This is a genomic window from Citrobacter sp. LJND-P06 (genome assembly GCF_058188415.1).
Window position 1 is genome coordinate 3,255,647 of sequence record NZ_CP187317.1, and the last position, 25,292, is coordinate 3,280,938.

General features: G+C 51.9%; 26 protein-coding genes. 16 read left to right on the forward strand and 10 right to left on the reverse strand.

Annotation, left to right across the window (positions count from 1 at the left end; all coding sequences use genetic code 11):
• Positions 1-65: 65 nt before the first annotated feature.
• Positions 66-854, reverse strand: a complete 789-nt coding sequence (locus ACO7SM_RS15585) for a deaminated glutathione amidase (RefSeq protein WP_490468280.1) — start codon at positions 852-854, stop codon at positions 66-68.
• Between the two features lie 90 nt (positions 855-944).
• Here ACO7SM_RS15585 and crcB point away from each other — a divergent pair, with 90 nt between their 5' ends.
• Positions 945-1,328, forward strand: coding sequence for a fluoride efflux transporter CrcB (gene crcB / locus ACO7SM_RS15590; RefSeq protein WP_490468281.1), 384 nt, complete (start codon positions 945-947; stop codon positions 1,326-1,328).
• Positions 1,329-1,381: 53 nt separating this feature from the next.
• On the opposite strand, the gene cspE is transcribed toward crcB, so the two are convergent.
• On the reverse strand, positions 1,382-1,591 hold the full coding sequence (gene cspE / locus ACO7SM_RS15595) for a transcription antiterminator/RNA stability regulator CspE (RefSeq protein ID WP_000034826.1): 210 nt from the start codon (positions 1,589-1,591) through the stop codon (positions 1,382-1,384).
• 187 nt (positions 1,592-1,778) lie between these two features.
• Entirely contained in the window at positions 1,779-2,342 is a 564-nt protein-coding gene (gene pagP, locus ACO7SM_RS15600; RefSeq protein ID WP_490468282.1) for a lipid IV(A) palmitoyltransferase PagP, read from the reverse strand.
• Between the two features lie 409 nt (positions 2,343-2,751).
• On the opposite strand from pagP, the gene dcuC reads away from it, so the two are divergent.
• Positions 2,752-4,131: an anaerobic C4-dicarboxylate transporter DcuC gene (gene dcuC, locus ACO7SM_RS15605; RefSeq protein ID WP_490468283.1), complete on the forward strand. Its 1,380-nt coding sequence runs from the start codon at positions 2,752-2,754 to the stop codon at positions 4,129-4,131.
• 53 nt (positions 4,132-4,184) lie between these two features.
• On the opposite strand, the gene dpiA is transcribed toward dcuC, so the two are convergent.
• Both dpiA and dpiB read right to left on the reverse strand, forming a co-directional pair.
• Entirely contained in the window at positions 4,185-4,865 is a 681-nt protein-coding gene (dpiA, locus tag ACO7SM_RS15610) for a two-component response regulator DpiA (protein WP_490468284.1), read from the reverse strand.
• Entirely contained in the window at positions 4,834-6,495 is a 1,662-nt protein-coding gene (gene dpiB, locus ACO7SM_RS15615) for a sensor histidine kinase DpiB (RefSeq protein ID WP_490468285.1), read from the reverse strand. The genes dpiA and dpiB overlap by 32 nt, the downstream gene beginning before the upstream one ends.
• A 388-nt stretch (positions 6,496-6,883) precedes the next feature.
• Between dpiB and citC the strand changes: the two genes are divergently transcribed.
• From citC to rna, 8 genes are all read left to right on the forward strand, one after another.
• Positions 6,884-7,960 (forward strand): [citrate (pro-3S)-lyase] ligase, encoded by a 1,077-nt coding sequence (gene citC / locus ACO7SM_RS15620; RefSeq protein ID WP_490468286.1) that lies wholly within the window; start codon positions 6,884-6,886, stop codon positions 7,958-7,960.
• Positions 7,957-8,253 (forward strand): citrate lyase acyl carrier protein, encoded by a 297-nt coding sequence (gene citD, locus ACO7SM_RS15625; RefSeq protein ID WP_490468287.1) that lies wholly within the window; start codon positions 7,957-7,959, stop codon positions 8,251-8,253. The genes citC and citD overlap by 4 nt, the downstream gene beginning before the upstream one ends.
• Positions 8,250-9,158: a citrate (pro-3S)-lyase subunit beta gene (citE, locus tag ACO7SM_RS15630; protein ID WP_490468288.1), complete on the forward strand. Its 909-nt coding sequence runs from the start codon at positions 8,250-8,252 to the stop codon at positions 9,156-9,158. Before citD ends, citE begins: the two co-directional genes overlap by 4 nt.
• A gap of 10 nt (positions 9,159-9,168) precedes the next feature.
• Positions 9,169-10,701, forward strand: coding sequence for a citrate lyase subunit alpha (gene citF / locus ACO7SM_RS15635; protein WP_490468289.1), 1,533 nt, complete (start codon positions 9,169-9,171; stop codon positions 10,699-10,701).
• Positions 10,702-10,704: 3 nt separating this feature from the next.
• Positions 10,705-11,241 carry a citrate lyase holo-[acyl-carrier protein] synthase gene (gene citX, locus ACO7SM_RS15640; RefSeq protein WP_490468290.1) on the forward strand — a complete coding sequence of 179 codons (537 nt, stop codon included), beginning with the start codon at positions 10,705-10,707 and terminating at the stop codon, positions 11,239-11,241.
• The gene (citG, locus tag ACO7SM_RS15645; RefSeq protein WP_490470961.1) at positions 11,231-12,124 is read left to right on the forward strand and encodes a triphosphoribosyl-dephospho-CoA synthase CitG; all 894 of its coding nucleotides are present in this window, start codon (positions 11,231-11,233) and stop codon (positions 12,122-12,124) included. The genes citX and citG overlap by 11 nt, the downstream gene beginning before the upstream one ends.
• A 37-nt stretch (positions 12,125-12,161) precedes the next feature.
• Positions 12,162-13,625, forward strand: a complete 1,464-nt coding sequence (gene citT / locus ACO7SM_RS15650) for a citrate/succinate antiporter CitT (RefSeq protein ID WP_490468291.1) — start codon at positions 12,162-12,164, stop codon at positions 13,623-13,625.
• Positions 13,626-13,733: 108 nt separating this feature from the next.
• The gene (rna, locus tag ACO7SM_RS15655) at positions 13,734-14,540 is read left to right on the forward strand and encodes a ribonuclease I (protein ID WP_490468292.1); all 807 of its coding nucleotides are present in this window, start codon (positions 13,734-13,736) and stop codon (positions 14,538-14,540) included.
• 103 nt (positions 14,541-14,643) lie between these two features.
• On the opposite strand, the gene ACO7SM_RS15660 is transcribed toward rna, so the two are convergent.
• Complete coding sequence (locus tag ACO7SM_RS15660) at positions 14,644-15,474, reverse strand: alpha/beta fold hydrolase (protein ID WP_490468293.1); 831 nt, start codon at positions 15,472-15,474, stop codon at positions 14,644-14,646.
• Positions 15,475-15,759: 285 nt separating this feature from the next.
• Here ACO7SM_RS15660 and rnk point away from each other — a divergent pair, with 285 nt between their 5' ends.
• The 3 genes from rnk (at position 15,760) to uspG (ending at position 16,956) form a co-directional block, all read left to right on the forward strand.
• Complete coding sequence (gene rnk / locus ACO7SM_RS15665; protein ID WP_490468294.1) at positions 15,760-16,170, forward strand: nucleoside diphosphate kinase regulator; 411 nt, start codon at positions 15,760-15,762, stop codon at positions 16,168-16,170.
• A gap of 143 nt (positions 16,171-16,313) precedes the next feature.
• Entirely contained in the window at positions 16,314-16,403 is a 90-nt protein-coding gene (gene yldA / locus ACO7SM_RS15670; protein WP_304521075.1) for a small membrane protein YldA, read from the forward strand.
• A 124-nt stretch (positions 16,404-16,527) separates the two neighbouring features.
• Positions 16,528-16,956, forward strand: coding sequence for a universal stress protein UspG (uspG, locus tag ACO7SM_RS15675; RefSeq protein WP_192611515.1), 429 nt, complete (start codon positions 16,528-16,530; stop codon positions 16,954-16,956).
• 139 nt (positions 16,957-17,095) lie between these two features.
• On the opposite strand, the gene ahpF is transcribed toward uspG, so the two are convergent.
• Positions 17,096-18,661 (reverse strand): alkyl hydroperoxide reductase subunit F, encoded by a 1,566-nt coding sequence (ahpF, locus tag ACO7SM_RS15680; RefSeq protein ID WP_490468295.1) that lies wholly within the window; start codon positions 18,659-18,661, stop codon positions 17,096-17,098.
• A gap of 208 nt (positions 18,662-18,869) precedes the next feature.
• Entirely contained in the window at positions 18,870-19,433 is a 564-nt protein-coding gene (ahpC, locus tag ACO7SM_RS15685; protein ID WP_181622636.1) for an alkyl hydroperoxide reductase subunit C, read from the reverse strand.
• Between the two features lie 386 nt (positions 19,434-19,819).
• Between ahpC and dsbG the strand changes: the two genes are divergently transcribed.
• From dsbG to ACO7SM_RS15700, 3 genes are all read left to right on the forward strand, one after another.
• The gene (gene dsbG / locus ACO7SM_RS15690) at positions 19,820-20,566 is read left to right on the forward strand and encodes a thiol:disulfide interchange protein DsbG (protein WP_490468296.1); all 747 of its coding nucleotides are present in this window, start codon (positions 19,820-19,822) and stop codon (positions 20,564-20,566) included.
• A gap of 371 nt (positions 20,567-20,937) precedes the next feature.
• Positions 20,938-22,161: a phosphoadenosine phosphosulfate reductase gene (locus ACO7SM_RS15695; protein WP_490468297.1), complete on the forward strand. Its 1,224-nt coding sequence runs from the start codon at positions 20,938-20,940 to the stop codon at positions 22,159-22,161.
• Positions 22,146-22,763, forward strand: coding sequence for an IbrB-like domain-containing protein (locus ACO7SM_RS15700; protein WP_490468298.1), 618 nt, complete (start codon positions 22,146-22,148; stop codon positions 22,761-22,763). The genes ACO7SM_RS15695 and ACO7SM_RS15700 overlap by 16 nt, the downstream gene beginning before the upstream one ends.
• 56 nt (positions 22,764-22,819) lie before the next feature.
• Here ACO7SM_RS15700 and ACO7SM_RS15705 read toward each other — a convergent pair whose 3' ends face one another.
• Entirely contained in the window at positions 22,820-23,017 is a 198-nt protein-coding gene (locus tag ACO7SM_RS15705) for a YbdD/YjiX family protein (RefSeq protein ID WP_271443690.1), read from the reverse strand.
• Between the two features lie 58 nt (positions 23,018-23,075).
• On the reverse strand, positions 23,076-25,181 hold the full coding sequence (gene cstA, locus ACO7SM_RS15710) for a pyruvate/proton symporter CstA (protein ID WP_490468299.1): 2,106 nt from the start codon (positions 25,179-25,181) through the stop codon (positions 23,076-23,078).
• Positions 25,182-25,292: the final 111 nt, after the last annotated feature.

Genomic DNA, 25,292 nt, shown 5'->3' on the forward strand with positions numbered 1-25,292 from the left:
TCTTTTGGCGCGCGCACACAATAGCAATCTGTAACAAGGTGAATCAAGCATTGTTTAAAAATACGTCATAATAATTGCGGTGGCGCAAATCGTCGGTTATGTAACACGGGAAGTTGCGCCCGGACCTGGCGAACCCGCTGCGCGGAAACCTCCGCCATAATCAATGTCGGCGTCTCGGCGGCAGCGGCTATCGTGACGCCAAACGGATCGATAATACGGCTTTGACCAATATTTTTGTTGCCGCACTCCCCTGCTGCAATCATATAGCACGTTGTGTCCAGCGCCCTGGCAGCCAATAACGTTGACCAATGATGCTCCTTAAGCGTCCCTCTGACCCACGCCGCAGGAAGCACCAGCAATTCCGCGCCCTGTAGCGCCTGCGCTAATGCCAGCTCAGGGAAGCGCAAATCGTAACAGGTCATCAGGCCCACCTTCATATCATCAACGTCCAGCAGTGGCGCAATGGCATCGCCTGCGTCCACATTGCGGGACTCTTGTATCGAGAAGGCATCGTAAAGGTGAAGTTTCGCGTAATGCGCCACAATCCTGCCTGCTCGTAGGGCAACCAGCATGTTAAATGCCCGTCCCGGCGTGGAGGGAACATGAAGAGTCAGAATGGTCGTCATGGCATTGCCGGCGCTCTCACGTAACAAGCGGGTCAAAAACTCCCCTTCCAGAAGCTGTGCTGATTTTACCGACAAGTCGGGATCAAGATCGTCACGCGCCAGTAACGCCTCTGGCAACACCAGCAACGCTGCCCCATTTTCTGCCGCCTGAGACATCAAGGAGACGCATGTTTGTGCATTCTTCTCCCACAAGGGACTCACCGCAAACTGCCCTGCTGCAACGAACATATTCCCTCCACTTACGTTTGTTGAACTCGCCAAAGAGGATTATTCAGCGTTACACTCACCCCTATACCAATCAAATAGCAGGATTGTGTTGTGTTACAACTTCTTTTAGCAGTTTTTATTGGTGGCGGTACAGGTAGCGTTGCACGTTGGCTGTTGAGTATGCGATTTAACCCGCTGCATCAGGCGCTCCCTGTTGGCACACTCGTGGCAAACTTGTTGGGTGCTTTTATCATTGGGATGGGGCTTGCGTGGTTCAATCGCATGACGAATATCGACCCGATGTGGAAGGTGCTCATCACCACGGGCTTTTGCGGCGGCTTAACGACATTCTCTACCTTCTCAGCCGAGGTCGTTTTTCTGCTTCAGGAAGGACGTTTTGGCTGGGCGATGCTCAATGTGCTGGTCAACCTGTTAGGGTCTTTTGCGATGACGGCAATGGCCTTCTGGCTTTTTTCAGCGTCGACTGCGCGCTAGGCGCGAAAAAAAACCCGCAATTAAGCGGGTTTTGAATTCTTGCTGTCGTATGCTTACAGAGCGGTTACGTTTGCAGCAGAAGGGCCTTTGGCACCGTTAGTGATTTCGAACTCTACGCGCTGACCTTCAGCCAGAGTTTTAAAACCATTGGTCTGGATTGCAGAGAAGTGTACGAACACGTCTTTGCTGCCATCTTCCGGAGTAATGAAACCGAATCCTTTGGACTCATTAAACCACTTAACGTTACCTTTAATCTTAGACATCAAAATTACCTTTACATGAAAAATAGACACAAATGCTGTGTCGGGTATCAGTACATCAATTGTGGTGCATTTTGTCCAGTCGAACTTTGCCAAAAAGTGATAAATGTCGCGTTATTTTTTAACTCGTCGTTATTACGCTTTGTTTTTATTAATGTTTTTTACTTAAGAAAAGTCCGGAACTCAGGCGTCAGAACTGAAAGCGCATCCAGGCAAAGTAAACATTCCCGTTGTTATAGGTTCCAGGGATGTAGGTCATCTGGAACGTCGCGGGTCCATAGCCAATGGAAGCCAACGGTAATAAAACGGGAACAGGGATATAATTCCAGTTATCACGCGCGGTAGCACCCGCCGTAAAACCTAACCCCATATGAAAATTATCATCCGCCAGCGGTCGCCAGGTTTTCTCCCAACCATAACCACCAATCGGCTCCCACTTATTGTAAGAATCCTTAAAGGCCATAATATAAAGACCGTGCCAGTTACCTTTATCATCCCAGCGTGATTGACCAAACCCCGCGCCCCACGGACGTTCATTGTAACGATCCGTTTTCTCTTTATCGTAGGCAAATCGCGCATGCCAGGTAATCGCGGGGACATAAAGATCATAATGTTCAGGCTGTTGCCAGGTTTGCGCAACATTATCTTTGAGCGTATCAAGCCACCCTTTGTCCTCTGCAAAGACCTGAGGCAGGAGTATCAACTGAGCAAACAGCAATGAATAAATAAGAAAATACTTTTTAGCGACAATCACAACATAATTACCATTCTGGGGTTCGACGGCGATCGTAACAAAGCCAACTCAAATAAAACCTTAACAAAAAGGGAACTGAGAAAAATCGCAAAGTGCGGGTTTTCTATTGTCGACGACTGTATTTCCTCGCGGGAATAACGCTCACAAATTCCCTTTTTTATTGTATGGAAATAGACTTAACCTTATTTAAATTCAGTCACCACCCGAAAATTAACAATTTTGCATCAAACTCACATCAAATCAAAAACAAATAAGATTTTGGCTAAAAAAAAGTCAGCCCGCCGTTGAATCCGTCTTTTTATTGATTTCAATCAGCAAGGGAATACGGTTTATTCGGCACATTTTTAAACTATTTTGCAGTCATTTACTTCGTTTTCACTTTCTGGGTGTCCATGCGACAGGGGAAATAATGTTGACATTTATTGAACTCCTTATAGGAGTTGTGGTTATTGTGGGTGTAGCGCGCTACATCATTAAAGGCTACTCAGCCACCGGCGTATTATTTGTGGGTGGATTGGTACTGCTAATTATCAGTGCGCTCATGGGACACCAGGTTTTACCCGCCAGTGAAACCAGCACAGGCTATACAGCCACAGATATCGTTGAATATATTAAAATTTTGCTAATGAGTCGCGGCGGCGATCTCGGCATGATGATCATGATGCTGTGTGGTTTCGCTGCCTATATGACGCATATTGGCGCCAACGACATGGTGGTCAAATTAGCCTCTAAGCCCCTGAAGTATATCAACTCGCCCTATTTACTGATGATCGCCGCGTATTTTGTTGCCTGCCTGATGTCGCTGGCCGTCTCCTCCGCAACGGGGCTTGGCGTACTGCTGATGGCGACCCTCTTCCCTGTGATGGTCAACGTCGGTATCAGTCGTGGTGCGGCCGCTGCAATTTGTGCGTCCCCGGCGGCGATTATTCTCTCGCCAACCTCTGGCGATGTCGTATTGGCCGCAAAAGCAGCGGAAATGCCGTTGATCGATTTTGCCTTTAAAACGACGCTGCCGATCTCAATCGCCGCCATTATCGGCATGGCGATCGCCCACTTTTTCTGGCAGCGTTATCTGGATAAAAAAGAAAACATTTCACATGAAATGCTCGATGTGAATGAAATCACCACCAGCGCCCCCTCTTTTTACGCGATACTGCCGTTTACCCCGATCATTGGTGTTCTGGTGTTTGATGGCAAATGGGGCCCGCAACTGCACATTATTACGATTCTGGTGAGCTGTATGTTATTAGCGGCCTTGCTGGAATTTGTTCGTGGTTTCAATACGCAAAAAGTCTTTTCCGGGCTGGAAGTGGCGTATCGGGGAATGGCGGACGCTTTTGCTGGCGTGGTGATGCTGTTAGTGGCGGCGGGTGTGTTCGCTCAGGGTCTGAGCACCATCGGTTTTATTCAGAGCCTGATCTCTATCGCCACCTCTTTTGGCTCAGCAAGCATCATTCTGATGCTGGTTCTTGTGATTTTGACCATGCTCGCGGCCATGACAACAGGCTCCGGTAATGCGCCTTTCTACGCCTTTGTGGAGATGATCCCGAAACTGGCGCACTCTTCCGGCATTAACCCGGCTTATCTGTCTATTCCCATGCTGCAGGCGTCAAATCTGGGCCGTACTATTTCCCCGGTATCCGGCGTCGTCGTTGCCGTTGCGGGTATGGCGAAAATCTCTCCTTTTGAAGTGGTGAAGCGGACATCTGTCCCGGTGATGGTGGGACTGCTGATCGTTATCATCGCCACTGAAGTCATGGTGCCGGCGTCATCGCTCATTGGCGGCTAACGTCTAAATGCCGGGTAGCGACGCTCATTGCACCGCTATCCGGCATGGCCGAATCATCCCCCATGGTAGATTCGTTGCGGCCTGCCAATCTTACCGTGAACAATCTCTGCAATGATCAGATGGCGACCCGCACAATATTCCAGATAGCGCCGGGAGGTCGTCCGGCTAATGGTCAGCGCCTGCGCCACCGTTTCTGCGGTATGCTGAACCGTCGGATCGCTAAACAGCTTGAGTACCGCATTAAGCGTTAATGCATCGATCCCGGTAGGCAGATCGCCTTTAGTTTCACCCCGGGCATATGCATTAAACATTTCGTCAATTTGCCTCTGACTGGCACTGTCGTTACCCGCCAGCATACGCCTGCGCTGCTGATACCGCGTGAGCGTTTGACCGAGTCGTTCATAGGCAATCGGTTTGACCAGATAATCAAACGCCCCGCTGCGCACGGCCTCAGACACCGTATCCATATCGCTGGCCGCCGTGGTAAAGACCACGCCCCCCGGGTAGCGTGACTGCGTCAATTCATGGAGTAACGTGATGCCCTTTCCGTCTGGCAGATAGTTATCCAGTAAAATGAGTCCTGGTTTAAAACGCTCAATCATCATCCGGGCCTGCGCCAGATTTCCGGCAAGCCAGATCTGTTTAAAACCCGGAATATGGCGAATATATTCCGCGTGCATTTCCGCCAGCAGCGTTTCATCCTCAACGATCAGTATGCTTAATGGTTCCGTCATTGTTTTTTTTCACTTTCGGAAGAAATAGAGAAAACAAGGTGCCGCAAGGATCATTGTCTTCCAGCGTAATGATCCCCCCACAGCGCCCCACATAACTTGCAATCAAATACAGCCCAATACCATGTTCTCCAGGCTCGTCAGTTCGCGTACTGACCCCCTGTTCGAATATTTTTTCGCGCAATGCCTCAGGAACGCCGCAACCCTGATCGGCAACTTCGATGATGACTTCATCCCCTTCATCACTCAAAAAGAGTTCAACAACATTATTTCCTTGCGGGGTCCGCAAACTGGCTTCAAAGGCATTATCGAGCAAATTCCCGACAATCGCCGCAAATTCTGTGCTATCAAGCCCTTCAGGAAGCTGGTGTAGCTGGCTACCCGGCACAATCGTCATCTGGAGTCCCAACTCCCGCGCACGCTGCACTTTGCCAAACAGTAAACCAGCGACCTGACGATCGGCAAACGCACTGCGTAAGCTATCGATAAGCTGCTGCTGTGCCTGTGATTCCCCCTGCACCATCTCCCGGACGCGATCATACTCTTTCATTTGCAGCAAACCATTGAGCGTGGACATCCAGTTTAGATGTTCATGGCGCAGAGTTCTGAGGCTCTCGACATATTGTTTAATTTGGGTCAGTTGCGCATTGAGGGTATAAATCTCATCCTTACTTCGAAAGCTGATGATCGCCCCAAGTAACTCGTCGCCAGAGCGGATCGCCTCGCGGTTGGCAATAACGCTGAGCCCATTAAAATTAGCCATCACATTCTGGCGTTGCTCTGCTATCTCCTGAGTGAAGAAATCTGCGGGTGTCACCACCTCTTCAATCGGTTTTCCCAGCCACTGCCTCCCGGGAGAAGACAACCCCAGCATTTTCCTGGCGCTACGGTTAATGGCGGTAATAAACCCGTCAGGATCAACGGCAATTAACCCTTCATAGACGGAACTAAACAACGCCTCCTGCTGGCGTACCACGCGCGCGATTTGCTTTGGCTCCATCCCCAACATCTGGCGGCGAATATGGGACGCAAAAAGCCACGAAAGTAGCATTAATACCAGCAATAACAGGACAAATACGCCTGCCATCGGTAACACAAAATCCAGCCGCCAACTGTCGATTTTGCTGACCAGATAGCCAATTGACACAACACCGATCACCTCACCGTGTTCATTGAATATCGGCGTCTTGGCGCGCATCGCCATGCCGATAGACCCCTCCCCCATAATGAAATAGCTTTCACCCTTTTCAAGCGCACCGGGTTTAGTGAACTGCATGGGCTGACCAATTTTTTTCGGGTTCGGGTGGTAGAGGCGAATCGAATTGCGGTCGCCGATCACGACATAGTCAAAATCGGTATCGGTTTGCAGTTTGTCTGCAATGCTGGCTAAACGTGGGTAATCACGATGCTCGACGGCAGAGATAATGCTGTCATTCGAGGCAATGATCTTCGCCTGGTTCATCGCCATATCCCTGACATGAGTCACCAGGTAGTCCTCGAAACTCGCAGAAAAATACCGGGCCAGGGCCGCGATGATAAAAACAGAAACCACTAAAATAAGGAGAAAAATGCGTAACGGGAACGCAAGGCGCCGAAAAAAAAGAAACTGTTTTTTATTTTTATGAACGGCCATTATTGTTCCTTACGTGTGTCAACCGGTACACTTAACGCAGAGATGTAATAAAAATGTTTTCTTGCGGAAGATAATAATAATCTAAGATCGTCACAGATTCCCCACCTTAAATCAATTAAACAAATTAAAACCACGCCTTAAATGATCGTTAAGTTAATTAAAAAACTTAAAACCATAAAACACATAAAAACCATCTAACTCTTTGTGAAATAAATCAAAATTTACCTCTTTAATACTCCTTACGATGTATGTGTCAGGGAGAAAGAGGACTAATGGTGAATAAAAAAAGCAAAACACCCTGACGTAAACAAAACGTTATCAATTAGCAAAATTACACAACAAACACAAAAACCCAGCAACAATATATATCTTCAGGATCCTTTTCACTATGTTTGAAAATAATGTGTTCACACAAGTAAAACGCTCTGAAAATATAAAAATGGCGGCGATCACGCGATTCCTGAAAGAGAATGATCTGAGCGTGGATACCACCGTTGAAATATTCATTACCGTTATGCGTGACGATCGCCTGATCGCCTGCGGCGGTATTGCTGGAAATATCATAAAATGCGTCGCCATCAGCGAATCCGTTCGGGGCGAAGGCTTAGCATTAACGCTGGCGACTGAGCTTATCAATCTCGCCTATGAAAGAAACTGCACGCACCTCTTCATCTATACAAAAACCGAGTACGAAGCGCTGTTTAAGCAGTGTGGTTTCGCTACGCTGACCAGCGTACCCGGCGTGATGGTGCTGATGGAAAACAGCACCACACGACTAAAACGCTACGCGGAATCGCTGGCAAAACAGCGGCGGGACGGCAAAAAAATTGGCTGTATCGTGATGAATGCCAACCCGTTCACAAACGGTCATCGGTACCTGATCCAACAAGCGGCCGCACAATGCGACTGGCTACACGTATTCTTAGTCAAAGAGGATACATCCCGTTTCCCGTACGAAGACCGATTTGATTTAGTGCTCAAAGGGACGGCAGATATCCCGCGATTAACCGTCCATCGCGGCTCCGAATACATCATCTCGCGCGCCACCTTCCCGTGCTATTTCATCAAAGAGCAGAGTGTTATCAACCACTGCTACACCGAAATCGACCTGAAGATTTTCCGCCAGTACCTGGCCCCCGCACTGGGCGTCACACACCGTTTCGTGGGTACTGAACCGTTTTGTACCGTCACCTCGCAGTACAACCACGATATGCGTTACTGGCTGGAGACGCCCGCGCTTCCCGCCCCACCCATTGAGCTGGTGGAAATTGAGCGGCTGTGTTTTCAGGAGATGCCGATTTCCGCCTCCTGGGTACGCAAGCTGCTGGTTAAAAAAGATCTCACGGCTATCGCGTCACTGGTGCCTGAAGCCACTCTGCACTATCTGCAGAACATGCTTGAGCGCAACCCATCCAGCGCGACAGTCCGCCAAAAGACCCCCGCATTAGAAACAGGTGAAAAATGAAAATAAACCAGGCAGCCGTCGCCGGCACCCTTGAGTCTGGAGATGTGATGATACGCATCGCTCCACTCGACACGCAGGAAATCGACCTGCAAATCAACAGCAGTGTTGAAAAACAGTTTGGCGATGCTATCCACACGACCATTCTGGACGTGCTCTCACGCTACGATGTGCGCGGCGTACAGCTAAATGTCGATGATAAAGGTGCGCTGGACTGCATTTTACGCGCCCGACTGGAAACCCTGCTGGCGCGCGCCAGCGGCATCCCGGTACTGCCCTGGGAGGATCGCCAATGATTTCCGCTTCCTTACAACAACGCAAATCCCGCACCCGTCGCAGTATGTTGTTCGTGCCTGGCGCCAATGCCGCCATGATCAGCAATTCGTTCATCTATCCGGCAGATGCGCTGATGTTCGATCTTGAAGACTCTGTCGCCCTGCGTGAAAAAGATGCCGCTCGTCGTCTGGTGTACCACGCCCTGCAACATCCGCTCTATCACGATATTGAAACCATTGTGCGCGTTAATGCCCTCGATTCTGAATGGGGTATCAACGACCTGGAAGCCGTTGTCCGCGGTGGCGCCGATATTGTGCGTTTACCGAAAACCGACACTGCGCAGGACGTTATCGATATTGAAAAAGAGATCCTGCGCATTGAGAAAACCTGCGGTCGCGAAGCAGGCAGCACCGGCTTGTTAGCCGCCGTGGAATCGCCGCTGGGCATCACTCGCGCGGTCGAAATTGCGCATGCGTCTGAGCGTCTGATCGGTATTGCGCTGGGTGCAGAAGACTACGTACGTAACCTGCGTACCGAGCGTTCACCAGAAGGTACCGAGCTTCTGTTTGCCCGCTGCTCCATTTTGCAGGCGGCGCGTTCCGCCGGTATTCAGGCGTTTGACACTGTCTATTCCGATGCCAACAACGAAGCGGGTTTCCTTAATGAAGCTTCGCATATCAAGCAGTTGGGTTTTGATGGCAAGTCGCTCATTAACCCACGTCAGATTGAACTGCTGCACAACCTGTATGCCCCGACGCAGAAAGAAGTGACCCATGCCCGCCTGGTGGTGGAGGCCGCTGAAGCCGCTGCCCGTGAAGGTCGTGGCGTCGTTTCGCTGAACGGCAAGATGGTAGACAGCCCGGTCATTGAACGTGCTCGTCTGGTGCTTTCCCGCGCAGAACTTTCCGGCATCCGCGAAGAATAAGGCAAAAAAAATGACGCAGAAAATCGAACAACTTCAACGAAAAGAACGGGTAACAGCCTGGAGCCGCCGCGCTGAAAGTGAACTTTCCGGCTACCAGAGCAGCTCAAAACAGAACCTGCAGGCGCAAAAACCACGCAACAAAAAACTGTGTGCCGATCTCGAAGAGGCCATTCGCCGTTCCGGTTTGCAGGACGGTATGACGATTTCTTTCCACCACGCTTTCCGTGGCGGCGATCTGACGATCAACCTGGTGATGGACACCATCGCCAGAATGGGCTTTAAAAATCTGACGCTGGCCTCCAGTTCGCTCAGCGACTGCCACGCGCCGCTGGTCGGTCATATCCGCAAGGGTGTGGTGAGCCGTATCTATACCTCCGGTCTGCGCGGACCGTTGGCGGAAGAGATTTCCCGCGGATTGCTGGAAGAACCCGTGCAAATTCACTCACACGGCGGTCGTGTACACCTCGTACAAAGCGGTGAATTGAGTATTGACGTGGCATTCCTCGGGGTTCCTTCCTGCGATCCTTTCGGTAACGCCAATGGCTATACCGGTAAAGCCTGTTGCGGTTCTCTGGGCTATGCGAAAGTCGATGCCGAAAACGCAAAACAGGTCGTGCTGCTGACCGAAGCGTTACTGCCCTATCCGCATAACCCGGCCAGCATTGCTCAGGACCAGGTGGATCTCATCGTGCAGATAGACCAGGTGGGCGATGCCGATAAAATCGGTGCGGACGCGACCCGTATGACCACCAACCCGCGCGAACTGCTGATTGCCCGCAGCGCGGCAGACGTGATCGCCAACTCCGGCTACTTCAAAGAGGGATTCTCCCTGCAAACCGGAACCGGCGGCGCGTCTCTTGCCGTCACCCGTTTCCTGGAAGACAAAATGCGCAGCCGCGATATTCGTGCCGATTTCGCGCTGGGGGGGATCACCGCCACCATCGTTGACCTGCATGAGAAAGGGCTGATCCGCAAGCTGCTGGATGTGCAAAGCTTTGACCGTAATGCCGCCGAGTCACTGGCCCGCAACCCGAATCACATCGAAATCAGCGCCAACCAGTACGCCAACTGGGGTTCTAAAGGGGCATCGGTTGACCGTCTGGATGTCGTGGTACTGAGCGCGCTGGAAGTGGACACTCACTTCAATGTCAATGTGCTGACCGGTTCTGACGGCGTACTGCGTGGCGCATCCGGCGGTCACTGCGATACCGCTGTTGCCGCTGCCCTGTCTATTATCGTCGCTCCGCTGGTACGCGGTCGTATCCCGACGCTGGTCGATAATGTGACCACCTGCGTGACCCCAGGCTCCAGCGTTGACATTCTGGTGACAGACCACGGTATCGCCGTCAACCCGGCGCGCCCGGAACTGGCCGAACGTCTGAAAGAAGCGGGAATGAAAGTGGTGTCGATCGAATGGCTGCGCGAGCGTGCGCAACTGCTCACCGGTCAGCCTCGCCCGATTGAATACACCGACCGTGTGATTGCCGTGGTGCGTTACCGCGATGGTTCGGTCATTGATGTCGTTCATCAGGTGAAGGAATAAACCATGCACCTGCTCCCGGTTAACGCCACCCATCATCCGGTTTCGATTCCCGAGCTGCTCGCCAGCCGTGATGAGAGACAAGCAAAGCAACACGCCTGGCTCGTGCGCCACGCGACACCACTGATCTCCTTTACCGTGGTCGCGCCGGGGCCGATTAAAGACAGCGAAGTCACTCGCGGCATCTTTAATCTCGGCGTGGAGGCTTTGCGCACAATGATGCAGAAGTCTGGCTGGCTTATCAGGGAGCAGTCCATCGTGGTTTCCGCCAGCGGGCCGGAAGCGCTGTTTGCGCTTGAAGGTGCGGCCCGCGACATCAAGCTTGCCACGATCGAACTGGAACATCAGTCCCCGCTGGGACGTTTGTGGGATATCGATGTGTTGACCCCAGAGGGGGTCATTATGTCCCGCCGCGATTTTGCGCTTGCGCCTCGCCGCTGCCTGCTGTGCGAGCAAAGCGCCGTTGAATGCGCGCGGGGTAAAACCCACGCGCTTTCCGATCTTCTCATTCAGATGGAGGCGTTGCTGCATGATGCCCAATAACGCAACGTCGACCACAAATACCGTCCTCTCCCCCTCTTTGCTCGAAGACTGGGCAACGCTGGGATGGCGCGCCATGATGACCGAGGTGAATTTATCGCCCAAACCCGGTCTGGTGGATCGCATCAACTGTGGTGCGCACAAAGATATGGCGCTGGACGATTTCCACCGTAGCGCTGAGGCAATCCAGGCCTGGCTGCCACGCTTTATCGAATATGGCGCTTACAGCGCGTCAATGTCGCCAGAAGACGTACTGAAAGGTTTGCGTCCGATTGGAATGGCTTGCGAAGCAGACATGTTCCGCGCGACCGCCGGAGTCAATACCCACAAAGGCAGTATTTTTTCGCTGGGATTGCTGTTTGCCGCCGTGGGTCGCCTCCATCAACAACACGCCCCGATCACGCCCGAGACGCTCTGTCGTACCGCCGCCGCCTTTTGCGCGGGCATGACACAACGTGAACTGCGCCAGAACAATCAACAACTCACAGCAGGTCAGCGTCTGTATCAACAATTGGGGTTAACCGGTGCGCGAGGTGAAGCGGAAGCTGGCTATCCGCTGGTGATTCATCATGCGCTGCCGCACTACCGTGTTCTGCTGGCTCAGGGGCGAGATCCTGAACTGGCGTTACTCGATACCTTACTGCTGCTGATGGCGATGAACGGGGATACCAACGTCGCGTCTCGCGGTGGGGAACAGGGACTGCACTGGTTACAGCAGCAGGCAAATAGTTTGCTGCAAAATGGGGGAATACGCACCCCCGCCGATCTTCATTCTCTACGCCAGTTTGACCAGCAGTGCATTGAACGCAACCTCAGTCCCGGGGGCTGCGCCGATCTACTGATTATCACCTGGTTTTTAGCCCAAATTTCGCAAGTTAACCATTAACACAATTACATAAAAGATCCTTTCCGGAGAATCACTCATGTCTTTATCTAAAGATAGTATATGGAAGTTGTTGGCCCCATTGCTGGTTATGGGCGTCATGTTTCTTATCCCTGTCCCTGATGGAATGCCCCCTCAGGCCTGGCACTATTTCGCCGTTTTTGTGGCGATGATTGTCGGGATGATTCTGGAGCCGATTCCGGCGACAGCCATCAGTTTTATTGCCGTTACCATTTGCGTGATTGGCAGCGACTACCTGCTGTTTGATGCCAAAGAGCTGGCGGATCCCAGCTTTGATGCCGGGAAACAGGCGTTGAAATGGGGGCTGGCCGGTTTCTCCAGTACCACGGTATGGCTGGTATTTGGCGCCTTTATCTTCGCTCTGGGTTACGAAGTCACTGGCCTGGGACGTCGAATCGCGCTGTTCCTGGTGAAATTCATGGGTAAGCGTACCCTGACGCTGGGCTATGCGATTGTCATCATTGACATCCTGCTGGCACCGTTTACCCCCTCTAACACGGCGCGAACCGGGGGGACTGTATTCCCGGTAATCAAAAACCTGCCGCCGCTGTTTAAATCATTCCCTAACGATCCTTCCGCTCGTCGTATCGGTGGGTATCTGATGTGGATGATGGTCATCGGTACCAGCATCAGTTCTTCCATGTTTGTCACCGGCGCTGCGCCGAACGTACTGGGTCTGGAATTCGTCAACAAAATTGCGGGTATTCAAATTAGCTGGCTGCAATGGTTCCTGGGCTTCCTGCCGGTCGGTATCATTTTGCTTATCGTTGCGCCGTGGCTCTCGTACGTGCTCTACAAACCGGAAATCACCCACAGCGCAGAAGTCGCCTCATGGGCCGGTGAAGAACTTAAAACGATGGGTAGTCTGACCCGTAAAGAGTTAACACTGATAGGCCTGGTACTGCTCAGCTTAGGTCTGTGGGTCTTTGGCGGTGAAATAATCGACGCCACCGCCGTTGGTCTGCTGGCCGTCTCTCTGATGCTGGCGCTGCATGTTGTGCCGTGGAAAGACATTACCCGTTATAACAGCGCGTGGAACACCCTGGTCAACCTCGCTACGCTGGTGGTGATGGCGAATGGCCTGACCCGCTCCGGCTTTATCGACTGGTTCGCTTCCACCATGAGTACTCACCTGGAAGGCTTCTCGCCTAACGCAACGGTGATTGTGCTGGTGCTGGTGTTCTATTTTGCGCACTACCTGTTTGCCAGCCTCTCTGCACATACCGCAACCATGCTGCCGGTTATTCTGGCGGTCGGTAAAGGTATCCCGGGCGTGCCGATGGAACACCTGTGTACTCTGTTGGTGCTGTCCATCGGTATCATGGGCTGTCTGACACCTTACGCGACAGGCCCTGGCGTTATCATTTACGGCTGCGGCTATGTGAAATCCAAAGACTACTGGCGCCTGGGCGCGATCTTTGGCGTCATCTATATCTCGTTGCTGCTGCTGGTAGGGTGGCCGATTCTGGCGCTGTGGAACTAATCCCCTTCCCGAAAGCCGTATGAAAATGATGCCAGTCAGATAAACCTGACTGGCATTTTTTATGGTTAAATAGATGATATACAGTATTTCTATATATCAGAATGAATCATGAAACCAATATGGCATTACAGTCCCTTACTGGCCGCATTTCTGCTGCCAGTCTCCACGGTGAAAGCCGACGAACTTCAGGCGAAACAGTACGGTGATTTCGACCGTTATGTGTTGGCGCTCTCCTGGCAAACAGGTTTTTGCCAAAGCCAGCATGAACGCCAGCGTCAGGAACCTGACGAATGCCGCCTGCAAAAAGAAACCCAGGACAAAGCCGATTTTCTGACCGTACACGGACTGTGGCCAGGTCTGCCGAAATCCATTGCCGTCAGAGGCGTGGATGAACGTCGATGGATGCGCTACGGCTGTGCGACCCGCCCGATCCCGAACTTGCCGGAAGCCCGCGCCAGCCGTAAATGCGCCGCACCTCAAACAGGCCTGTCGCTGGAAAGCGCCGCGAAGTTGAGCGCGGTGATGCCCGGTGCCGGAGGACACACGTGCCTTGAACGCTACGAATACGCCAAACACGGCGCCTGTTTTGGCTTTGATCCGAATGTCTATTTCAACACCATGGTGCGCCTGAACAACGAGGTTAAGCGCAGCGCGCTGGGCGATTTTCTGAGAAACCATTACGGCAAAACCGTCAGCCGCGCTGACTTTGATGCCGCTGTGGCGGCAAGCTGGGGTAAAGAAAGCGTCAAAGCGGTGAAGTTGAGCTGCCAGGGGAATCCCGCCTACCTGACGGAAATGCAGTTTTCGTTACAGGCAAACGCCATCAACACGCCGCTGGCTGCCGCCTCTTTTGCACCGCAACCGCATCCCGGCAACTGCGGCAAACAGATGATTCTGGATGCCGTCGGATATTGAGCCTCTGAAACCGGTGCATAAACCGCGCCGGTTTAACGCCAATTGCGCTTCGCTCATCTCCCTGTGGATTAAAGAGGATCAGCGCAGAACAATCCGTCAGCCGCTATGACTGGATAAACGTCAGCAGATCCTGATTAATCTGGTGCTTATGGGTGGTACAAATACCGTGCGATCCCCCTTCATAAATTTTCAACTGCGCGTCAGGCAACATCGCCGCCGCCACTTTACCGCACGTTTCAAACGGGACGATTTGATCATCATCGCCATGAATAACCAGCGTCGGAATCGTCATTCTTTTGAGATCATCCCGCAGATCAGTTTCTGAAAACGCCTTAATACAGTCGTACAGCGCTTTTATTGACCCTTGTAAACCTTGCTCGACAAAGCTCTCACGCACTGCTTTTGACTCTTTTTCTCCAGCCCGGTTGTAGCCATAAAACGCCGCAGTAAGCTCATAGAAAAATGCGGCGCGATCGTTGACGACACCTTGCCGGATGCCATCGAACACCTCTTTCGGTACGCCGTTGGGGTTAAAATCGGTCTTGACCATAATGGGCGTCACTGCGCTAATCAGTACGGCTTTCGCGACCCGCTGTGTCCCATGACGACCAATGTAGCGTGCAACCTCACCGCCGCCTGTCGAATGTCCGACATGCACCGCATCTTTTAAATTCAGGTGTGACGTCAACTCGGCCAGATCATCGGCATACTGATCCATATGATGACCGTCCCAGGGCTGTGCCGAACGGCCATGTCCCCGACGATCGTGAGCAATCACGCGAAACCCTTTCGATCCCAGAAAAAGCATCTGATCTTCGAACGCATCTGCCGTCAACGGCCAGCCGTGGCTAAAGACGATAGGCTGCCCGCTGCCCCAATCTTTAAAGTACAGATAACTGCCATCTTTTAACGTGAGTTTGTCGTACTGGCTCATGAGCTCTCCTTCAAGGAAACGCTGAGTATGTGGACCCGCCCGCGGCGAGCGCTTAAAAAGCATAATGCAAATTTGAGAACGATCCCGTTTTTCGACTAAAATTCACTCAATGCTATAAACGTCATCAATGTTAAGGATTTGCCCGAATGTGAACTAAATCACTTCAAAGAAGGGGTAAGTCTCAGTATCATCAGGAAAGCTAAACCCTCGCCGCCAGACGGTGAGGGTTTTCTTTTGGGATTATTTACCTGCGCTACTCGCAGTATCGACGACATGGAGTAATAAATGTCCAGACCAACTATTATCATCAACGACCTCGACGCCGAACGCATCGACCGCCTGTTGGAGCAACCTGCGTTTGCCGGTTTACCGATTGCTGAAGCGTTAAACGCAGAGCTGGATCGCGCCCAAATGTGTTCACCAGAAGAGATGCCGCATAACGTCGTGACCATGAACAGTCGGGTGAAATTCCGTAACCTTGCCGACGGCGAGACGCGCGTTCGCACTCTGGTCTATCCGGCGAACATGACGGACAGCAGCACCCAATTGTCGGTGATGGCTCCGGTTGGCGCTGCCCTGTTAGGTCTGCGCGTTGGCGACACCATTCACTGGGAACTGCCGGGTGGCACCTCTACGCACCTTGAAGTGCTGGAGCTTGAATACCAGCCTGAAGCGGCGGGCGATTACCTGCGCTAACGCTGTCTTATCAAAGCCAAACGCGTTATTTTGCAGAGGATGCATTCGCATCCTCTTTCCGGTCAAATATCAACCAAATTTATCATTCCTGCTTTTTTTACGACCAACTAACCTGATTGGGGTATCTGTCGGTGGAAAAGCATATGGCTGAGGCTCTCGGTATCACGGTAGTGTATATCCTGATAGCAGCGATTCTCGTTGCCGCTGTGCTATTTCTCGAACAGCACTGGTAATCCCTTATTCTCAGTATTGTCTCCTCTTTGATCCTTTAAAAACCTAAATCTGTGCCGTGACTGACAGAATCATATTTATTAGTATGATGTTATATGTTCATGCGATAACAAGGAGAGACTGCTTATGTACAAAACAATCATTATGCCGGTTGATGTTTTCGAAATGGAACTGAGTGACAAGGCCGTACGCCACGCTGAATTTCTGGCGCAACAGGATGGCGTCATTCATCTGCTGCATGTTCTGCCGGGTTCCGCCAGTTTGAGTTTGCATCGGTTTGCCGCCGATGTTCGCCGTTTTGAGGAGCATCTGCAGCACGAAGCGGAAACCCGCCTGCAAACGATGGTCGGTCATTTCAGTCTTGATCCTTCGCGGATTAAGCCGCATGTTCGTTTTGGCAACGTGCGCGACGTGGTCAACGAATTAGCGGAAGAGCTGAAGGCCGATGTGGTGGTTATTGGGTCGCGAAACCCATCTATCAGCACACATCTTCTCGGTTCGAATGCGTCAAGCGTTGTCCGCCACGCCAACCTGCCCGTGTTAGTCGTGCGTTAATTCGCCCGAGTCTGATACTGAAAAGCCCTGCCAGGAGAGAGTCCGGCAGGGCTTTTTGTTGCTACTGAAGACAATAAAAAAACCGCCCGGAATTTCACAGGCGGTTTGAGCTTGCAGGTGACAGTCTTACTGTCTTTTTTTATGCGGTTTTGGTGCGAATCAGATAATCAAACGAACTCAGGGAAGCTTTGGCGCCCTCGCCCGTTGCAATGATGATTTGCTTATACGGTACGGTGGTGCAGTCACCGGCGGCGAATACGCCTTTCACGCTGGTTTCACATTTCGCATCAATGATGATTTCACCCATACGGTTACGTTCAACCGCGCCCTCCAGCCAGGTGGTGTTCGGTAACAGGCCAATCTGAACAAAAATACCTGACAGTGCCACGTTGTGAACATCGCCGCTGACACGGTCGCGGTACTCAAGCCCGGTAACTTTGCTGCCATCGCCTTTGACTTCAGTGGTCTGCGCGTTCAGGATGATATCGACGTTTTTCAGGCTGCGTACTTTATCCTGCAGTACCTGATCGGCCTTCATCTCTGGCGCAAATTCCAGCAACGTCACGTGCTCCACAATGCCGGCCAGATCGATAGCCGCTTCCACACCGGAGTTACCGCCGCCAATCACCGCCACGCGTTTGCCTTTAAACAGCGGGCCGTCGCAGTGCGGGCAGTACGTCACGCCTTTAGTACGATATTGATCTTCACCCGGCACGTTCATATTGCGCCATTTGGCCCCCGTCGCAATGATAATGCTTCGGGCTTTCAGCACCGCGCCGGATGCCGTTTGAATCTGGTGCAGGCCGCCTTCTTGCGTAGCGGGAACCAGTTTGCTGGCGCTCTGACTATCAATCACATCCACATCGTAATCATCGACGTGCGCTTTTAATGCCCCCGCCAGCTTCTGACCTTCGGTTTTCGGCACTGAGATGTAGTTTTCGATATCCACGGTGTCGAGTACCTGACCGCCAAAACGCTCGCCCATCAACCCCGTGCGAATGCCTTTACGCGCAGAGTAAACGGCCGCAGCCGCGCCCGCCGGGCCAGAACCGACAATCAGCACATCATACGCATCACGTTTGTTCAACTCTTCCGCTGCGCGTTTTTCTGCGCCAGTATCGACTTTCGCGACGATTTCCGTCAGGGTCATACGCCCCTGGCCAAACTCTTTTCCGTTAACGTAAACCGCCGGAACGCCCATCACGTTACGCTCGGTGATTTCGTTCTGGAATGTCCCGCCGTCAATGGCCGTATGCTTAATACGTGGGTTCAGCACCGCCATCAGGTTCAGCGCCTGCACCACGTCCGGGCAGTTGTGGCAAGAAAGCGAGTAATAGGTTTCAAACTCAAAATCACCGTCGATTTCACGGATCTGCTCAAGCAGCGTCTGCGCTTCTTTCGACGGATGGCCACCGGTCCACAACAGCGCCAGAACCAGAGAGGTAAATTCATGCCCCAACGGGGAGCCGGCAAAACGCGGGCCCTGGGTTGAACCCGGGTTGGTTATCAGGAATGACGGCTTGCGCACGGCTAAGCTGTTATCTTCTTTAAAGGTCACTTTCTCTGACAGTTCGGCAATTTCAGTCAGCAGTTCCTTGATTTCCACCGATTTGGCGCTGTCATCCAGCGTGGCAATCAGCTCAACAGGTTTCGTCAGTTTCTCAAGGTACGCCTTGAGCTGGGTTTTCATGTTAGCGTCGAGCATCGTTAATCTCCTGCTTTAAAAACATCATCATGCAAGCGGCCTTTCGAGCAGCCTGAATGCAGCTTGCATCATAGTGTTGGAATGAAATGGGCGCTGATGCGCCCATTGATTGCCGGGTGGCACTTCGTTTACCCGACCTACGATGTTGTAGGCCCGATGTGTAGGCGGATAAGCGCAGCGCCATCCGGCTTCGAAGCGCCTTAAAGGCTTAGATCTTGCCTACTAAATCCAGAGATGGAGCCAGCGTCGCTTCGCCTTCTTTCCATTTCGCCGGGCAAACTTCACCTGGGTGAGAAGCAACATACTGAGCTGCTTTGATTTTACGCAGCAGGTCAGACGCATCGCGGCCAATGCCTTCAGCGGTAACTTCGATTGCCTGGATGATACCCTGCGGGTCAACAACGAAGGTTGCACGGTCAGCCAGACCTTCGTCTTCACGCATGTTGTCGAAGTTACGGGTCAGGGCGCCAGTCGGGTCGCCGATCATCGCATATTTGATTTTCGCGATGGTTTCAGAGCTGCTGTGCCATGCTTTGTGAGTGAAGTGGGTGTCGGTAGACACAGAGTAAACGTCTACGCCCAGTTTCTGCAGTTCATCGTAATGGTCAGCAACGTCGCCCAGTTCAGTCGGGCATACGAAAGTGAAGTCAGCCGGGTAGAAGAAGAAAACGCTCCAGCGGCCTTCGGTATCTTTTTCGGTAACTTCGACGAATTCACCGTTTTTGAACGCCTGGTTTTTGAAAGGTTTAATTTTAGTGTTAATCAAGGACATCTGTACTTCCTCCGTGTTTTCGTTGAGTTGTAAGTTAACGAAATTTTTCCGATTCGGCTAATGCGTTTCCATTATCAAATCAATAAGCGTTATCTAACAACCGACGCAAGACAACTTTGTGAACCCTACGCCGCCAACCGGCGACAGAAAGTAAAAAGGCCCCCTTTTCAGGCGGCCCCATTACCTGAACTACCCGTAGGTAACTTCAGTGCCAGCGAAACTGGCTATGTGTTGCGCTCTACATTACCTTAACAAAGGCTGTAACAGCGACGGGGATTACAACACCCCACTGAAGAAAGGGCAATCATCCGGCCTAAGGTCTTCTCTATGGCTGCGATAGGTTTGATCATCGACCTTTCTTTCGCACTGATTTTTAAGGAAAAATAATGCTAAAACGAACGCTATTGCTGACTCTCCTCCCTCTCATCGCTCAGGCGGAAGAACTGCCAGCGCCGGTCAAAGCCATCGAAAAACAAGGAATTACAATCCTGAAATCCTTCGATGCGCCGGGCGGGATGAAAGGTTACCTGGGAAAATATCAGGACATGGGCGTCACCATTTATCTCACCCCGGACGGCAAACAGGCGATCTCCGGGTACATGTATGATGAAAAAGGTGAAAACCTCAGCAATGCATTGATAGAAAAAGAGATCTATGCACCCGCCGGGCGAGAGCTGTGGCAGCGCATGGAAAAATCATCCTGGCTGTTAGACGGTAAAAAGGATGCGCCCGTCGTACTTTATGTGTTCGCCGATCCTTTCTGCCCTTACTGCAAGCAATTCTGGCAACAGGCCCGCCCCTGGGTAGAATCCGGCAAAGTACAATTGCGCACCCTGCTGGTTGGCGTGATCAAGCCAGAAAGCCCGGCAACTGCGGCGGCGATTTTGACCGCGAAAGACCCGGCAAAAACCTGGCACGACTATGAGGCCTCGAAGGGCAAACTCAAACTGGAAATCCCGACAACCGTTTCTCCTGAGGCGATGCGTATGCTTAACAGCAATCAAAAAATCATGGACGATTTGGGGGCTAACGTCACACCCGCCATCTACTATATGAACAAAGAAAACACGTTACAGCAGGTTGTAGGATTGCCAGAAAAAGCACAACTGGATGCGATGATGAATAGTCGTTAACGCAACCATCAAGGGTGATTGCTCTCATTCCAGTCACCCGCTTAAATCACTCACTTCCCTTACCGCATAATGCATCCGCCCGCGCTCAAAAAAGAATCGTCATTATTTTTACTCACTGCTTTAATATGTATAACCACGTGTAATTAAGCAACGACCAATTATTCATTATATATATTACAAATTAACCAATAGCAGTAACCTGCACGCGTTACCGCCCTCGGATTTATGAAAACTAATTCACATTTATTATAAATCACAAAATGACATTCATGAACGCAATATTTTAATTCATTGCATTTTTAAAGAATTTGAATATCTTATAATAAAATATCTCGAATAAAATCAATTTAATATTGAGAGCCAGCGTCAAAATGTCCATCTACAAATTTCCACTTGACCAAAATGTCCTGGAGGCCGCGCAAGAGCGCATTACGTGGGCGCTTGAAACGCTCCCTCGGGTCTGTGTTTCATTTTCGGGCGGTAAAGATTCGGGGCTCATGCTGCACCTGACCGCGACCCTTGCCCGTCAACTGCGGAAAAAAATATGTATATTATTCATTGACTGGGAAGCGCAATTCTCATGCACCATTGAGTATGTCCAGGCACTGCGAAATGATTACGCCGATGTCATCGACGATTTTTATTGGGTTGCCTTGCCGTTGACGACACAAAACGCATTATCCCAATACCAACCCGAATGGCAATGCTGGGCCCCGAATACAGACTGGGTGCGCCAACCACCGCCGGATGCCATTACCGACCCCGGCTATTTTCCTTTTTATCAGCCAGATATGACCTTTGAGCAATTTGTTCGTTATTTTGCTGACTGGTTTTCTAATAACCGGCCTGCCGCCATGTTGATCGGTATCCGGGCCGACGAGTCTTATAATCGATTTGTCGCGATAGCCTCCTCACAGAAGCAGCGTTTTGCGGATGACAAACCCTGGACAACCTCCGCACCGGGTGGGCACACCTGGTACATTTACCCGATATATGACTGGAAAACCGCAGACATCTGGACCTGGTTCGCAAAAACAAAAAAACGCTGTAATCCCTTGTATAACCTGATGTACCAGGCTGGCGTCCCCACCCGCTACATGCGAATTTGCGAACCTTTCGGCCCGGAGCAGCGTCAGGGACTGTGGCTGTACCATGTCCTCGAACCCGAACGCTGGGCAGCGATGTGTGCGCGCGTGAGTGGCGTAAAAAGCGGCGGTATCTATGCCGGTCACGACAACCATTTTTATGGTCATCGAAAACTCTTAAAGCCCGATCACCTAAGCTGGAAAGAGTACGCCCTGCTGTTGCTCAACAGTATGCCGGAACAAACCTCCGAACATTACTGCAATAAAATCGCCGTCTATTTACAGTGGTATAAAAAGCAAGGTCTGAACGATATTCCCCAAACGCAAGACAGCGATATTGGCACAAAAGATATCCCATCATGGCGACGTATCTGCAAGGTGCTGCTGAATAATGATTACTGGTGCCGGGCGCTCTCTTTTAGCCCAACAAAACCGAAAAGTTACCAGCGTTATAACGAACGTATGAAAGCGAAACGTCAGGAATGGGGAATACTATGCAACAACGATTAACTCAGGAATTAACCCACTTTCTCTCGGCACTGCCGGAAGAAGATCGGATCCGCGCTATTAATGAGTTCAGAATGGCCATCCACAGCGTCAGCCCTTTTCGTCATGAACCTGTCGACTGCGTATTATGGATTAAAAATGAACACATTGCGCCAAACGATTACAACCCAAATAATGTCGCGCCGCCGGAGAAAAAGCTGCTGCTAAAATCGATTGAAGCAGACGGTTTCACACAACCGATCGTCGTCGCACAATCCGGTTCAGAAGAGTACGAGATAATAGATGGTTTCCATCGACATGAATTAGGGAAAAAAAAAGCGGCGCTAAGAGCGCGTCTGAAAGGCTATCTGCCCGTCGCATGTCTGGAGCGCACCCGCCATGAACGTATTGCGTCCACAATTCGCCACAACCGCGCGCGGGGTCGACACCAGATCCACGCCATGTCGGAGATCGTTCGTGAACTCTCACAACTCGGCTGGGACGAGAAAGAAATCGGCAAAGAGTTAGGGATGGATGATGATGAAGTGTTGCGCCTGAAACAAATCAACGGCCTGCAGGAATTGTTTGCAGGCCGCCAATTTTCGAAAGCCTGGACGGTCAAATAACGACAATGGCGTTATGCGTTCAGCCGTTCACGGCGTTAAAAAATGAGGAGCCTCCGTTAGCAACAACGCGCGCCGCCTTTTCCCCCATAGCGCGCGTCTTGTCGCTCACGGAAAAATTCTTCATAGGTCATCGGCGTTTGATCCGGATGCGTAATGCGCATGTGCTCAACATAGTTGTCGTAGTCTGGCACGCCGATCATCAACCTTGCCGCCTGACCTAAGTATTTCCCGGCTTTTGAGAGCGTATCAAACATAGCGGTTACCTGTTATGCAAACGCCCTCTCCAACCGGAGAGGGCTTAATAGTTGAAGATTAGTGCGCGCCTTTCGCCTGCGCCACAATCTCTTCTACATTTTCCGGCATCGACTCATACGGCGTCTCTTTTGCCGTCGGTTTGTCGACCTTCAGGGCAGCCAGCGCGGTCTTGATGGAGAACAACGCCAGCACCACGACCACCACCATGAAGAAGACGGTCAGACCGGCATCCAGACGGTTGTTAAACACCAGTTGCGACAACTGCGATTCGGTGTACTGCGCCGGGATCTTGCCGCTGTCGATCATCGCCTGGAATTTATTGGCGATAGCCAGGAAGCCCACTTTGTTGTCCGGGCTAAACGCTTTCTGCCAGCCTGCTGTCAGGGTACAAATCAGCAGCCAGGACGTGGGGACGAGGGCGACCCATGCGTAGCGCTGACGTTTCATCTTGAACAGAACCACAGCGCAAAGCATCAGCGCCATACCCGCCAGCATCTGGTTGGCAATACCAAACAGCGGCCACAGGGTGTTAATTCCGCCCAGTGGGTCAACGACGCCCTGATGCAGGAAGTAACCCCAGGCCATCACGCAGAGCGCGGTCGCCAGCAGGTTGGCAGGCAGTGAATCGGTGCGTTTCAGCCCAGGAGAAACCACGCCCAGCAAGTCCTGCAGCATAAAGCGCGCTGCGCGGGTTCCTGCGTCCACCGCCGTCAGAATAAACAGCGCTTCAAACAGAATCGCAAAGTGATACCAGAACGCGACGTCCATCATACCGCCGAGCGCGCCGTGCAGAATGTAAGCCATCCCCACCGCCAGCGTCGGTGCGCCACCTGCACGCGAGATAATGGATTGTTCACCCACTTCATTGGCGATTTGATGCAGCGTGTCCGGCGTGATCGCAAAGCCCCAACTGCTCACCACCTGCGCCGCAGAAGCCACCACATCAGTGGTTCCGGCTGGCGCCAGCACGGCCATTGGGCTGTTCATGGCAAAGTACACGCCCGGATCGATAATACAGGCGGAAACCAGCGCCATAATGGCAACGAAGGATTCCATCAGCATACCGCCGTAACCAATAAAACAGGCCTGGCCTTCGTTCGCCAACATCTTCGGCGTGGTGCCGGACGCGATCAGCGCGTGGAATCCGGACACCGCCCCACAGGCAATGGTAATAAACAGGAACGGGAACAGGTTGCCCGTCCACACCGGCCCTGTACCGTCAACAAATTTGGTCAGCGCGGGCATGGTCAGCGTGGGTCGCATAATCAGAATGCCGACCGCCAGGCCCACGATGGTGCCAATTTTCAGGAACGTGGAGAGGTAGTCACGCGGCGCCAACAGCAGCCATACGGGCAGTACTGCCGCCACAAAACCGTACCCCACCAGCATCCAGGTCAGTTGTACGCCAGTGAAATCAAAGTACGGAGCCCAGGTGGGACTTTGGGCCACCCAACCACCGGAAATAATGGCAAAGACCAGGAATACCAGACCGATGACCGACACTTCGCCAATTCGTCCGGGGCGCAGATAACGCAGGTAAACCCCCATGAAGATCGCCAGCGGAATGGTAAACGCCACGGTGTAGGTTCCCCACGGGCTGTGGGTCAGGGCTTTGACGACAATCATCGCCAGCACCGCCAGAATAATCACCATGATCATAAAACAGGCCACCAGCGCAATGACGCCTGCTGTAGGGCCCATTTCCTCTTTGACCAACTCTCCCAACGAGCGACCGTCGCGGCGAGTCGAGACAAAGAGCACCATGAAATCCTGTACCGCACCGGCTAGCACCACGCCAGCCAGCAGCCAGATCATACCTGGCAGGTAGCCCATCTGCGCCGCCAGCACCGGCCCCACCAGCGGGCCTGCGCCCGCAATGGCGGCAAAATGGTGACCGAATAACACTTTTTTGTCGGTAGGGACGTAATCCAGACCGTCGTTATGACGCACGGCAGGCGTCATACGCGTCGGGTCAACCGCCAGCACTTTTTTGGCGATATACAGACCATAAAAACGGTAGGCAATGAGATAGACACAGACCGACGCCACCACAATCCACAACGCGTTGATCTGTTCACCACGGTTTAACGCAATATATCCCAGGGCAAATGCTCCCATAACAGAGAGCACTGTCCAGATGAGGTATTTCCCTGATTTATTCATGGTTGTTGTCCGTTTGCGTGTTCCAGAGAGATGTTACATTTTGTTTCTATAACACCTTTGCTGGTTTTAACAACATGACAACTTCATAAACCAGATATATCACTGATCATT

Bases quoted from the DNA above. Each gene is read 5' to 3' on its own strand.
- ACO7SM_RS15585 (WP_490468280.1), bottom strand. From the start codon at position 854: ATGTTCGTTGCAGCAGGGCAGTTTGCGGTGAGTCCCTTGTGGGAGAAG.
- cspE (WP_000034826.1), bottom strand. From the start codon at position 1,591: ATGTCTAAGATTAAAGGTAACGTTAAGTGGTTTAATGAGTCCAAAGGA.
- dcuC (WP_490468283.1), top strand. From the start codon at position 2,752: ATGTTGACATTTATTGAACTCCTTATAGGAGTTGTGGTTATTGTGGGT.
- dpiA (WP_490468284.1), bottom strand. From the start codon at position 4,865: ATGACGGAACCATTAAGCATACTGATCGTTGAGGATGAAACGCTGCTG.
- dpiB (WP_490468285.1), bottom strand. From the start codon at position 6,495: ATGGCCGTTCATAAAAATAAAAAACAGTTTCTTTTTTTTCGGCGCCTT.
- citC (WP_490468286.1), top strand. From the start codon at position 6,884: ATGTTTGAAAATAATGTGTTCACACAAGTAAAACGCTCTGAAAATATA.
- citD (WP_490468287.1), top strand. From the start codon at position 7,957: ATGAAAATAAACCAGGCAGCCGTCGCCGGCACCCTTGAGTCTGGAGAT.
- citE (WP_490468288.1), top strand. From the start codon at position 8,250: ATGATTTCCGCTTCCTTACAACAACGCAAATCCCGCACCCGTCGCAGT.
- citF (WP_490468289.1), top strand. From the start codon at position 9,169: ATGACGCAGAAAATCGAACAACTTCAACGAAAAGAACGGGTAACAGCC.
- citX (WP_490468290.1), top strand. From the start codon at position 10,705: ATGCACCTGCTCCCGGTTAACGCCACCCATCATCCGGTTTCGATTCCC.
- citG (WP_490470961.1), top strand. From the start codon at position 11,231: ATGCCCAATAACGCAACGTCGACCACAAATACCGTCCTCTCCCCCTCT.
- citT (WP_490468291.1), top strand. From the start codon at position 12,162: ATGTCTTTATCTAAAGATAGTATATGGAAGTTGTTGGCCCCATTGCTG.
- rna (WP_490468292.1), top strand. From the start codon at position 13,734: ATGAAACCAATATGGCATTACAGTCCCTTACTGGCCGCATTTCTGCTG.
- ACO7SM_RS15660 (WP_490468293.1), bottom strand. From the start codon at position 15,474: ATGAGCCAGTACGACAAACTCACGTTAAAAGATGGCAGTTATCTGTAC.
- rnk (WP_490468294.1), top strand. From the start codon at position 15,760: ATGTCCAGACCAACTATTATCATCAACGACCTCGACGCCGAACGCATC.
- yldA (WP_304521075.1), top strand. From the start codon at position 16,314: ATGGCTGAGGCTCTCGGTATCACGGTAGTGTATATCCTGATAGCAGCG.
- uspG (WP_192611515.1), top strand. From the start codon at position 16,528: ATGTACAAAACAATCATTATGCCGGTTGATGTTTTCGAAATGGAACTG.
- ahpF (WP_490468295.1), bottom strand. From the start codon at position 18,661: ATGCTCGACGCTAACATGAAAACCCAGCTCAAGGCGTACCTTGAGAAA.
- ahpC (WP_181622636.1), bottom strand. From the start codon at position 19,433: ATGTCCTTGATTAACACTAAAATTAAACCTTTCAAAAACCAGGCGTTC.
- dsbG (WP_490468296.1), top strand. From the start codon at position 19,820: ATGCTAAAACGAACGCTATTGCTGACTCTCCTCCCTCTCATCGCTCAG.
- ACO7SM_RS15695 (WP_490468297.1), top strand. From the start codon at position 20,938: ATGTCCATCTACAAATTTCCACTTGACCAAAATGTCCTGGAGGCCGCG.
- ACO7SM_RS15700 (WP_490468298.1), top strand. From the start codon at position 22,146: ATGCAACAACGATTAACTCAGGAATTAACCCACTTTCTCTCGGCACTG.
- ACO7SM_RS15705 (WP_271443690.1), bottom strand. From the start codon at position 23,017: ATGTTTGATACGCTCTCAAAAGCCGGGAAATACTTAGGTCAGGCGGCA.
- cstA (WP_490468299.1), bottom strand. From the start codon at position 25,181: ATGAATAAATCAGGGAAATACCTCATCTGGACAGTGCTCTCTGTTATG.